Consider the following 11,954-nt stretch of genomic DNA (forward strand, 5'->3'; position numbering starts at 1 on the left):
TTATGTTTTTTATACTGCAAAATTATAAAAATCTTTTTTCATAAAGATGCCAGGAGCTTACACCTACAGCAACTACCACCAACATGCATACCAAAGCCATTACAAAAGGATTGTAATCTTCGAATAATCCTAAAGTCTGGAAAGTTCTGATGATAGGAAAGTGAAAAATATAAATTCCGTATGTGAAATCACCATATTTTCCGAAATTATTTAAAAATTTAAATGAATAGGCAATATACATTACGATAACACCAATCATCATTGGGGAAAAAAGCTGGATAGGTAAATATAAATCAATCCACACCGTGGCAAGAGCAATGACGAAAATGATATTTTTATGTTGGATAAATTTATCAAAATTAAAGTAAATCAGCATTCCGGGGATAAAATAGGATAATGTTCCTGGAAGCTGTTTGGCAAGTGAAATTTTATTTAAAGATTCAAAATAGTTGAGATAAATAAGTGATAAAAAATATAAAATAATCAAACTGGTATTTCTGTACTTATTATTCTTCCCGAAAAGCAAAAACAACAGAGGAACTGCAAAATAGTAGCACATTTCTATTTTCAGTGTCCATAGGGCACCGTTCACTGCCTGATTTCCAAAAACTCCCGGAAGCCAGGGTGCTTTAAAATTTAAAAATAATGAATTCCAGAAAAGGTATTTGTAAACCTGTGTATTGCTGAAATATTCGGTGAAAGAATATGTACTTACCAGGCTTAATAAAATTGCACATAAAAAAATAACCAATAAGTAAGCGGGAACAATTCTTCTGATTCTCTTTTTTAAATAACTTTTCAGGCTTGAAGACCTTTCATAGCTCCTTGCAATCAGAAATCCGCTCACAGCGAAGAACCCGAAAACGGCAATTTCTATAGGACTGTACTCAAAAATTTTGAGATCAGGAGAAGCGCTGAGGGTGCCAAGATGTCCAAGAAAGACAATAAAGGCGAGGAGAACACGTATAAAGTCAAAATTGTTTTTCGTTATATCCTGCATCTGTATTTTGTTTCCTGCAAAAATAACTTTTTTAATAGAATGAATGATGCTCATGTATTCATTATTTGTTAAATAAAGGGAAAATGAGGTCTTCGTATTTTTAAATATATATAAATATAAGGAGATGAAATAATTTTTCATAAAAAATAGTAATATAAATCAAAAAAATTATAATTTTAGCGCTTGAAAAAATTGATCTATGAAGAAATTAGCATTACTATTTGCAGGTTTATCTTTGTTTGCTGCAGCTACAGGCTGTAGTAGTGACAATGATACTGTTCTGGAAGCTCCTCTTGTTGGGACATGGCAACCGTTAAAAGAAGTAGTTACCACTGTAGAAGTTGGTGAAGACCCGGTTTCTAACACGATTACTTATACAGATTGTCAGAAACAGACAAGATGGTGGTTTAGCGTAGACTCCAAAGGAGGGAAAACGAACTGGGGAGATACTGCTACACCTGGTCAGTGTGCTATTCTTTCAGATATCAAATTCAATTATACTTATAATAAGGAAGGGAAAGACGTTCAGATGAAAATCCAGGGAATAGTAGAACCGCAAAATGCAAAGGTTATTACTTTGGATGCTACAACGCTCAATCTTGCTGTAAGAGAGGAGACTCAGGATCCTAAGATATTCCAGACAAGAACATATACCTTCAAAAGAGTTACTCAATAATAGTATATACTTCAGGATATAAAAAAGATCTCATCTCCGGATGGGATTTTTTTGTGGAGGATAGAATTTGTAATTCATCATAAATTCATTTCTATTTACTTTAAAATCATTAATTTTGTGAATCTTGTCAAAAAGAAAAATAATTCAGTCTAACATATAACATATATATCAAGTGTTTTACGATCATCAGCAGATAGAAAAAAAGTGGCAGAAATACTGGGAGGAAAATCAAACCTATAAAACCTCTAATAACACAGACAAACCAAAGTTTTATGTACTCGATATGTTCCCGTACCCATCAGGAGCAGGACTTCACGTAGGTCACCCGCTGGGATATATTGCATCGGATATCTATGCGAGATACAAAAGACATCAGGGGTTTAATGTACTCCACCCGGTAGGATATGACAGCTTTGGACTTCCAGCTGAACAATATGCGATCCAGACAGGGCAGCACCCGGCTATTACTACAGAACAGAATATCAACAGATACGAAGAGCAGCTGAAAAAAATCGGGTTCTCATTCGACTGGAGCAGAGAAGTAAGAACTTCAGACGCTTCTTATTATAAATGGACACAGTGGATTTTTATCCAGCTGTATCATTCCTGGTATAATAAAAATACGGATAAGGCAGAATCTATTGATTCTTTGATTCACCATTTTGAAGAAAAAGGAACAGAAGGATTAAATGCTAATCATAACGACGAATTAAATTTTACTGCAGAAGAGTGGAAGAATGCTTCTGAAATTGATAAAGAAGATATCCTTTTAAACTATCGTCTTGCTTACAGAGCAGAAACGACAGTAAACTGGTGTCCTGCATTAGGAACTGTACTGGCCAATGATGAAGTAAAGGATGGGAAATCTGAAAGAGGAGGATTCCCTGTATTTCAAAAGAAAATGATGCAGTGGAGTATGAGAATTTCTGCGTACTCTGAAAGATTATTACAAGGATTGAATACATTAGACTGGCCGCAGCCGCTGAAAGATTCCCAGGAATACTGGATCGGGAAATCTCAGGGAGCGCAGGTTCGTTTCAAGGTAGAAGGGCATGATGAAATCGTTGAGGTATTTACCACAAGACCCGACACCATCTTTGGAGCAACCTTTATGGTATTGGCTCCGGAAAATCCTTTAGTGGAAACCATTACTACAGATGCTCAAAAGGTAGAAGTAGATACTTATATTGAAGAAACTTCCAAAAAGACGGAGAGAGACAGAATGTCTGACGTGAAAAACGTGAGCGGAGCTTTCACCGGAAGTTATGCAATTAATCCGTTCAGCAATGAAAAAATGCCTGTCTATATTTCAGACTATGTATTGATGGGATATGGAACAGGAGCTGTAATGGCAGTTCCGGCACACGATGAGCGTGACCATAGATTTGCTAAGAAATTTAATCTTGAAATCAAGAAAGTTGTAGAAACGGAAGAAGACGTTCATGAAAAATCTTTTGATTCTAAAGATTCCGTTTGTGTCAACTCAGATTTCCTAAACGGATTACATTATAATGAAGCGAAAGCAAAAATAATTTCAGAGATCGAAGCGAAAGGTATCGGTCATGGAACTACCAACTACAGACAGCGTGATGCTATTTTCTCAAGACAGCGTTATTGGGGAGAACCCGTTCCTATATATTATAAGGATGGAATGCCTTATACATTGCCTGCTTCTGCTTTACCGTTGGAACTTCCTGAAGTTGAAAAATATTTACCTACAGAAGACGGAGATCCGCCACTGGGAAATGCAAAAGAATTTGCATGGGATGAAGCTAATCAGAAAGTAGTAGCTACAGATTTAATTGATGACAAAACTATTTTCCCGTTAGAATTATCCACAATGCCGGGCTGGGCAGGAAGCTCATGGTATTTCCTTAGATATATGGATCCGCAAAATGATGGAGAATTCTGTGCAAAGAATCTTTCAGACTATTGGGGACAGGTAGACTTATATATAGGAGGAAGCGAACACGCAACCGGACACTTATTATATTCCCGTTTCTGGAACATGTTCTTAAAAGACAGAGGATATATCAGCCATGATGAGCCATTCCAGAAATTGATCAACCAGGGAATGATCTTAGGGATGAGTGCATTTGTATACAGAATTGACGGAACAAATCAATATGTATCTAAAAATTTAGCCAAAGACTACCAGACTCAGCAGATCCACGTTGACGTATCTTTATTAAAAGGAACTTCTGATGAATTGGATACTGAAGCTTTCAAAGCTTGGAGACCGGATTATGCCGATGCTGAATTTATTCTGGAAGACGGAAAATACATCACAGACCGTGAAGTAGAAAAAATGTCCAAGTCAAAGTACAATGTAGTAAATCCTGATGATATCTGTGAAGAGTATGGAGCAGACGGATTAAGATTATATGAAATGTTCTTAGGACCACTGGAACAGTCCAAGCCTTGGAATACCCAAGGGCTAAGCGGAGTATATGGTTTCCTTAAAAAATTCTGGAACCTGTATTTTAACGGAGACGTATTTGAAATTTCAGACGAAGAACCTACAAAAGCAGAATACAAAGTTTTACATACCTTAATAAAGAAGGTAGTATATGATATTGAAAACTTCTCTTTCAATACTTCAGTATCATCCTTTATGATCGCTGTGAATGAGCTTCAGAAAATAAAATGCAACAAGCGCAATATTTTAGAGCCACTGGCCGTTATCATTTCTCCGTATGCTCCTCACATCTGTGAAGAACTATGGAGTTTATTAGGTCACGGTACATCGATAGAATTTGAAAAATTCCCGGTATTAAATGAAGATTATCTGGTTGAAGACGAAATTGAGTATCCGGTAAGTGTAAATGGTAAAATGAAGTTCAAAATTTCACTTTCAGCTCAATTATCTGCCAAGGAAGTGGAAGATTTGGTGATTTCGAACGAGAAAATGCAACAGATTTTGGAAGGTAAAACCCCTAAAAAAATCATTGTAGTCCCTCACCGTATTGTGAATATCGTAATTTAAAAAAAAATTAACATTGGGAAATTAAAAAAAATGGGTGTCTTATTTTTTTGATTTTTTAATTCAAATGTTAAATTTTGAAAAAATAAATAAAATAATTTAAAATAATTATTATTTCGAAATCGTATTAAAATTTCTTTATCAAAAAAAAGCAAAATGTTTAATTAAGACTCTTGCATTTTAATTAATTTTGCCTTTAATTTACACCCTGTAAAATTTTAAAACAATATAATTTAGTTAAATATGGAAATGAATGTTTCAAAAAATGATGAGCAAGTAGTTGCTAGAAAGGCAGGAGGTTTAAATCCAGCTGTTATTATTCCTATTCTATTTGCTATAGGAGTATGTATTTATTTATTTGTTCTTGGTAGCCCAGGAAACTTTAAAGATGCAGATAAACTAGGAAGCGGTTCTGTAGCTTTTTCAAGTGTTGAAGGAAAAGACATTCACCCAGAATCGTTTTTAGGTATTATCTACAAAGGAGGGGTTATTGTACCCATCTTGATTACTTTCATGATTACTGTAATCGTTTTCTCTTTTGAAAGATATTTCGTTCTTGGTAAAGCAGCTGGAAAAGGAAACTTAGACAACTTCGTTGTACAGGTAAGAAGCTTACTAAACCAAAACAAAATTGACGAAGCTATCGAAGAGTGTGACAGACAACAAGGTTCTGTTGGTAACGTGGTAAAAGAAGGTCTTACTACTTACAAAGCACTTTCTCACGATACTACATTAAATAAAGAGCAGAAAATGGTAGCGCTTAACAAAGCTATTGAAGAAGCTACTACTCTTGAGATGCCAATGCTTGAGAAAAACATGATGATCCTTTCTACTTTAGGTACTGTTGCAACATTAGTAGCACTACTTGGAACGGTAATCGGGATGATCAAGGCGTTCTTCGCATTAGGTTCAGGAGGTGGTACTCCGGATGCTGCCGCTCTATCTACAGGTATCTCTGAAGCCTTGATCAACACGGCTTTAGGTATTGGTACTTCAGCAATCGCTATTATCCTTTACAACTTCTTTACATCTAAAATTGACGGATTAACTTACAAGATCGATGAGATCTCTATGAGTATCCAGCAGTCTTTCGCTGAATTCAACTAAGAATTAGCAGGATATTTGCATTAGCAATTAAAAGAAGTTTAATTAAAAATATTTTATAATAATGGCGAGAGTCAAACCAAAAAGACATGGAGTAATTACGGACATGACTGCAATGTGTGACGTTGCGTTCCTACTCCTTACGTTCTTTATCTTGACCACTCAGTTTAAAAAACCTGACGTGGAGCAGATCAAACCGCCATCTTCAATTTCGGAAAAATTGCTTCCTGATGCTAGTTTAATGACTATCAACGCTACTCCGGACGGAAAATTCTATTTCCAGCCAGTAGAAAATGCATCAGAAAGACTTGCTCTTTTGGATAAAATGGGACAAAAGTACGGTATTACTTTTGACAACAACCAAAAAGCAGCTTTCCAGAAAATTCAGGCAATTGGAGTTCCAATGAACCAACTTAAAGGGTACTTGGACATGCCTGCAGATGAGCAGAAAAATTATAAGAGTCCTACAGGTATTCCTATGGACAGTACAAATAAGCAATTAATTGATTGGGTAAAAGAAAGTTTGAGCGTTAACCCTGACTACAAGTTAGCTATTAAAGGTGACGTTACAACTGAATATCCGAAAGTTAAAAGCCTATTTGAGGGTTTAAGAGATATTGATTTTCTTAAATTTTGGTTGATTACATCACAAGAAGGTAAACCTAACGAATAATATCGATAGAAATGGCAGAAGTACAAGTACAAGAGAAAGGCGGCAAGGGCGGCAAAGTCCGTTCCAAGAAGCAAAGTACCAGAGTCGATATGACTCCGATGGTGGACTTGGGTTTTCTATTGATTACCTTCTTTATGTTCACAACTACGTTCAGTAAACCGAACGTTATGGATTTGGGTCTTCCGGCTAAACCGAAAGATGAAAAACAAAAACCACCTCCAACAGAAATTAAACTTTCTAACTCAATTTCTATCTTATTAGGAAAAAATAACAGAGTTTTCTGGCATCAGCAGGATGCTACTTCCTTGAATGACCAGACTCTTATGGAAACTACTCTTGATAGAGAGGGAATTAGAAAAGTAATTCAGCAGGCAAAATCTAGAGCTGCAGATCAAACGAAATTTACCGTGATCATTAAGCCAACTGACGATGCTGTATATAAGAACTTTGTTGATATTCTTGATGAAATGGCCATTACCAAAAGCGAGCAGTACGGTGTTACTGATATCAAACCTTGGGAAAAAGCTGTTTATGAGAAAAAAGTAGGAGGTGCTGCTGCACCGGCTGCTGCTACAAAGTAATTTAACCATAAAATTGTTATATCTAATCTATGGCAGATGAAAATGTATACGGTCAGAATCTTACTTTAGACGAAATCGTATTTGAAAATAGAAACAAGGAATATGGTGCCTATGATCTTAGACATCAGTATCCGAGACTTTTAACCAAGTCTTTTATTATCGGAACAGCATTATTCCTTTTGGCAGCTTTGTCTCCGTTCATCTATCTTACGATTAAAAATCTTACAGCTCCGCCTAAGCAGGAAGTAAAGGCAGATCTGGTAGATATTATCGAAGAAGATCCAATTATCGAGCAGCCTAAAGAAGAAGAACCGCCTCCACCACCTCCACCACCAAAAGAAGAGGAGAAAATTGAGGTAATTCAGAACGTGGTTCCAGAGCCTGTAAAAGCTCCGAAAATTGAAACACCACCACCACCGATTTCTAAGCAGTTGGAAACAACAACTGGTTTACAGAATCAGGAGGGGGTAAAAGCTCCGGCTTATACGCCACCACCGCCACCGCCATCTACAGGTACTAAAGCTAGTACAGTAGAAGTAAAAGCGAACAACCCTAACGAGATCTATAAAGATGTTGACCAGTCTGCAGAATATCCTGGAGGTATGGGAGCATTAAGAAAGTTCCTGGGTGATAACTTTGATACTTCTTTGATGGAAGGAGGTGAAGGAACACTTAAAGCGAAGCTTAAGTTCGTTGTAGAAAAAGACGGAACTGTTTCGAATGTAACTATTGAAGAGAAATCTCCAAATGGTGACTTCAACAGTGAAGCGATGCGTGTAGTTAAGAAACTTAAAAAATGGACTCCTGCGAAGAGAAACGGGGAGAGCGTTAGATCTTACTACAGCGTACCATTTACTATGAACTTTGAATAAGACTTATTTATTCAAAATATAAATAAAAAGAGAAGCATATGCTTCTCTTTTTATTTTTTTTGGTATTTTTGTTACATGATGTTCAATTGGTTATCCCTGGTTACGGGATTGTTTTATATCGTTTTAGGAATTGTAGTGATTGTCTACAAATTCTTCTTTACTATTTTAGAGCCTGCTGTTGCTTATGCATTGGGAGTGGTGCTGATTGTTTATGGTATTTTTAGAATTTACAGGGCGATCTCAAGAATTAAAAAATCGAGAAATGAAGAATAGTTTCAGGCTTGTACTCATGTTTGTGTTGAGCATGATGCTTGCAAGCTGTAAAAAGGAGAAAAATACTCCTTCCTATCACAAAGGTGATCTTACAATTTTTACTGACGAATCTTTTCAAAGCGTTACAGAAGCATTAGCCGAAGGCTATATGATCAACTATCCTGAAACACACATCAAAGTAGAAACGAAGAAAGAAGATTTAGGACTTCTTGATCTTTTGAAAGGAAGTGCTAAAGTGGTGGTAATGTCCAGAAATCTCAGTACTGAAGAAATAAAAACGTATGAGGAAAGAACAGATTTAAAGTTTCTTCCTGCCAGATTTGCTGCTGATGCAGTTGTTTTTGTTGTGCCTAAGGATTCTCCAAAAGAGAGTATTTCAATGGAAGAAATCAACAGCGGTCTGATGTCTGATAAAAAAGAATTTATTTTTGACGGAACCAACTCCAGTAATCTGAACTTTGTTGCTGAAAAATTAAAAAAGCAGCCAAAAGACCTGAAATTTTCCATTATACCGGGAAATCAGAAGATTATAGAGGAATTGGGGAAATATCCTGATAAGATAGGTGTTATCGGATTGAATACCTTCAGCCGTCCTTATGATAAAACTTCAGAAAAACTGAGAGAGATGGTGAAAGTTCTTCCTGTAGTAGAGAAAGGAAAATCATATACCGCAGATTTTGATGGACTTCGCACAATGGAATATCCGTTTACAAGAGTACTTTATTTCCTGATTAATGAAGGTAATTTCAATATTGCCAATGGATTTATTAGATTTTCATGTACCCATTTAGGCCAAAAGATTGTACAGAAAGAAGGTTTGCAGCCTTATAACCTGTATAAAAGAGAGGTACAAATGCGTTAAAAAAATTAAAATCACAATTTGTCCCTATTAAAATATTGATTTGGTCTGAAAATTGTGTAGAATTTAACTCAATTATTAGAAAATATAAAATGAAAGATATAATGAATATGAATGTAAAGAAGATTGCTTTTGGAGCAGCCGTGGTATTTTTTACCGGTTTTGCCTCTGCACAGACATTGCAGGATGGTATCAACAGTATAGACAGTGATAAATTTGCCCAGGCAAAAACAAACTTCACTGAAATGATCGCTAAAGAGCCTACAGCTGAAAACTACTTCTATTTGGGAAATACTTTCTTAAGACAAGGAGAACCGGATTATGCTAAGGCAACGGAGAGTTTCAACAAGGGATTAGCTGCTGACGGTAAAAGCTATCTGAATAAAATCGGTTTAGCTGCTGTTAAATTAGGTAAAGGTGATAAAAATGCCGTTGCTGAAATTCAGAAAGTAGTTACTGATTCAAGAGAAAAAGATGCTGAAGTTCTTTTCAGAGCGGCAGAAGCTTTAACTTTATTTGAGAAAAATAATTCACCGGATCTAGCTATTCAGTTTTTAACTAAAGCTATCGAGAAAGCTGAGAAAAAAGGTGTTCCTGCACATTATTATTATACATTAGGGGATGCTTACAGATTAAAAAGAATGCCGGGAGAGGCTATGTCTGCTTATGATAAAGCATTATCTGTAGCTAAAAATAAAGCTTCCGTTTACACGAGAATGGCTACTTTATGGATGGCAGCACAAGTATGGCAAAAAGCGAAAGAAAGCGTTGACAAAGCAATTGCTGTAGATCCTACTTATGCACCTGCATACAAAGCTTTGGCGGGTTATGATATCAGATACCAACAGAACGCAAAAGCTACACAAGATCTTATCAACTATACAAAATATGCTGATGAAGATCCATATACTCAATTAGAAATTGCAAAACTATACTTCACAAATGAAGATTATGCAAATTCTAAAATGGTATTAGATAAAATTTTTGATAAAATTGACGATCCTATTAAGTTCAAGTTAAGAGCTTACAACGCATATGCAGATAAAAACTATGCAGATGCTAAACAAAATATGGACACTTTCGTTTCTCAGGTTGAGAAAACAAGAGTATTGCCTGCTGACCAGGGTTTACAGGGACTTATTGCTGCTGGTTTAGCAAAAGATGAAAAAGATGCTGCTAAAAAATCTGCTTTAATGGCTGAAGCTCATCAAAAAGTGGGTATTGCAAAAGCTGCCAAAGATGAAACAATGAAGTGGGATCTTGAATTGGCTAACATCGCAGGTGGTGGAGGTGCTTCCCAGGCAGAAGCAGACAAAGGACCTACTAACCCAACAATTGAAGCATTGAAAAAGCAGGTTGCTGCTAATAGCCAGGATTCTGATGCTTTATTCAAGCTGGCAACAGCTTATCAGGATGTGAAAAACTGGAACGGAGCAATCCTTACATGGCAGAAAATGTCTGCACTTCTTCCAGATTGGGCACCGGCATATTACAGCCAGGGGTATTCTTACCAGCAGGCAGGAAACAATGACGCAGCAAAATTAGCTTATGAGAAGTTCATCAGTACAGTAAAACCAGCTGATCAGGAAGCTAACAAGCAGACTCTTGCTTACGCCTACTTTGCAGTTGCATACATGAGTAAAGATTCTGATGTCGCCAAAGCAAAAGATTATGTAGCGAAGTCTTTACAGTTAGATCCTACCTATCAGGATGCTGTAAAATTAAATGCTGAGATCAACAAATAATTTAAAATTTAAATTATAGATATTAAAACTTCCCATTCCTTATGCTTGGGAAGTTTTTATTTTAAATCCTATCTTTGAATTTATGAAAACTGATATACTTGCTTTTGGTGCACATCCTGACGATGTAGAACTTGGATGTGGCGGAACTATTGCTAAAATGGTCTCTGAAGGAAAAAAAATTGTAGTTGTGGATCTTACAAGAGGTGAACTCGGAACAAGAGGTACAGATGAAACCAGAAAAGCAGAAGCTGCAGAAGCTGCCAAAATCCTGGGGCTTTCTGCGAGAGAGAATCTTGGAATGAAAGATGGCTTTTTGGTGAATTCTGAAGAATATCAAATGAGGATCGTAAAAATGATTCGCAAATACAGACCGGAAATCGTCTTAGCCAATGCAATTGATGATAGGCATCCAGATCATGCAAAAGGAGCGAAATTAGTGTCGGATGCGTGCTTTTTGTCCGGACTGAGAAAAATTGAAACGGTGTTGGATGGAGAGAATCAGGAAGTGTGGAGACCGAAGCATATTTTTCACTATATTCAGTGGAAAGATATCAAACCGGAATTTGTAATTGATATTTCAGAACACCTCCCTAAAAAACTTGAAGCCTGTATGGCGTACAAAACTCAGTTTTATGACCCGGCTTCTAATGAACCTGAGACTCCAATTACAACAAAAGATTTTTATGAAAGCTTAACTTACCGGGCGCAGGATTTAGGGCGTTTATCGGGAGTTGCTTATGCTGAGGGCTTTACATCTGAAAAATTAATTTCTTTGAAAAATTTTGATGGAATTGTTTGGTAGTTGAGGAAATTGTCCTATATTTGCACTCAGAAAACGGTGATTGTAGCTCAGTTGGTTAGAGCGTCGGATTGTGGTTCCGAAGGTCGTGGGTTCGAGACCCATCATTCACCCAAAGAAAGTACACTTTTTGAAAGTGTACTTTTTTATTTTGTATCCATTTCAGTATCCTCTGAAGGTTTCTTTGGATCAAGCGCAAAATTTGGGGGCTAGGCAAAAAGTTTAGCTAATCTGAATAAGAAGAATGCTTTGTCTTTTACACCTCTGAGCTGCATTCTGAAGTTTTTTATTTTGGCATTGAAGGATTCAGCAGCAGCATTGGTGCTTCTTTGATGAAAATAGTTTAAAATATCCCTGTAATGATTCATTATTGTTTTTCTTAAGGTATA

At 36.4% G+C, this 11,954-nt stretch carries 12 protein-coding genes and 1 tRNA gene; 11 read left to right on the top strand and 2 right to left on the bottom strand.

The annotated features are described in order from the left end of the window. Window positions 1-22: 22 nt before the first annotated feature. Window positions 23-1,054, bottom strand: a complete 1,032-nt coding sequence (locus C8D70_RS17455; protein WP_168801924.1) for an acyltransferase family protein — start codon at window positions 1,052-1,054, stop codon at window positions 23-25. Between the two features lie 145 nt (window positions 1,055-1,199). Between C8D70_RS17455 and C8D70_RS17460 the strand changes: the two genes are divergently transcribed. The 11 genes from C8D70_RS17460 (at window position 1,200) to C8D70_RS17510 (ending at window position 11,679) form a co-directional block, all read left to right on the top strand. Next, a complete protein-coding gene (locus C8D70_RS17460) occupies window positions 1,200-1,676 on the top strand; it encodes a lipocalin family protein (RefSeq protein WP_034693028.1) in 477 nt (158 codons plus the stop codon). A 172-nt stretch (window positions 1,677-1,848) separates the two neighbouring features. Beyond that, a complete protein-coding gene (gene leuS / locus C8D70_RS17465) occupies window positions 1,849-4,662 on the top strand; it encodes a leucine--tRNA ligase (protein ID WP_110368155.1) in 2,814 nt (937 codons plus the stop codon). Window positions 4,663-4,902: 240 nt separating this feature from the next. After that, entirely contained in the window at window positions 4,903-5,766 is an 864-nt protein-coding gene (locus tag C8D70_RS17470) for a MotA/TolQ/ExbB proton channel family protein (protein WP_076594929.1), read from the top strand. Between the two features lie 61 nt (window positions 5,767-5,827). After that, a complete protein-coding gene (locus C8D70_RS17475) occupies window positions 5,828-6,436 on the top strand; it encodes an ExbD/TolR family protein (RefSeq protein ID WP_076594930.1) in 609 nt (202 codons plus the stop codon). Window positions 6,437-6,447: 11 nt separating this feature from the next. Next, window positions 6,448-7,017 carry an ExbD/TolR family protein gene (locus C8D70_RS17480; protein WP_076594931.1) on the top strand — a complete coding sequence of 190 codons (570 nt, stop codon included), beginning with the start codon at window positions 6,448-6,450 and terminating at the stop codon, window positions 7,015-7,017. Between the two features lie 29 nt (window positions 7,018-7,046). Next, window positions 7,047-7,889 carry an energy transducer TonB gene (locus C8D70_RS17485; protein WP_062675757.1) on the top strand — a complete coding sequence of 281 codons (843 nt, stop codon included), beginning with the start codon at window positions 7,047-7,049 and terminating at the stop codon, window positions 7,887-7,889. Between the two features lie 75 nt (window positions 7,890-7,964). Beyond that, on the top strand, window positions 7,965-8,162 hold the full coding sequence (locus C8D70_RS17490) for a DUF308 domain-containing protein (protein ID WP_170872050.1): 198 nt from the start codon (window positions 7,965-7,967) through the stop codon (window positions 8,160-8,162). Continuing rightward, complete coding sequence (locus C8D70_RS17495; protein ID WP_110368156.1) at window positions 8,152-9,024, top strand: PstS family phosphate ABC transporter substrate-binding protein; 873 nt, start codon at window positions 8,152-8,154, stop codon at window positions 9,022-9,024. Before C8D70_RS17490 ends, C8D70_RS17495 begins: the two co-directional genes overlap by 11 nt. Before the next feature lie 89 nt (window positions 9,025-9,113). Further along, window positions 9,114-10,766 carry a tetratricopeptide repeat protein gene (locus tag C8D70_RS17500; protein WP_110368157.1) on the top strand — a complete coding sequence of 551 codons (1,653 nt, stop codon included), beginning with the start codon at window positions 9,114-9,116 and terminating at the stop codon, window positions 10,764-10,766. An 82-nt stretch (window positions 10,767-10,848) separates the two neighbouring features. After that, window positions 10,849-11,568, top strand: coding sequence for a bacillithiol biosynthesis deacetylase BshB1 (bshB1, locus tag C8D70_RS17505; RefSeq protein ID WP_110368158.1), 720 nt, complete (start codon window positions 10,849-10,851; stop codon window positions 11,566-11,568). A 35-nt stretch (window positions 11,569-11,603) separates the two neighbouring features. Then, a tRNA-His gene (locus C8D70_RS17510) sits at window positions 11,604-11,679 on the top strand. Window positions 11,680-11,774: 95 nt separating this feature from the next. Here C8D70_RS17510 and C8D70_RS17515 read toward each other — a convergent pair. Further along, window positions 11,775-11,954, bottom strand: a 180-nt coding sequence (locus C8D70_RS17515; protein WP_146212899.1) for a transposase, incomplete at its 5' end; no start/stop codon positions are given.

The sequence above is a fragment of the Chryseobacterium sp. CBTAP 102 genome, from assembly GCF_003201365.1.
GTDB classification, from domain to species: Bacteria; Bacteroidota; Bacteroidia; order Flavobacteriales; family Weeksellaceae; genus Chryseobacterium; species Chryseobacterium candidae.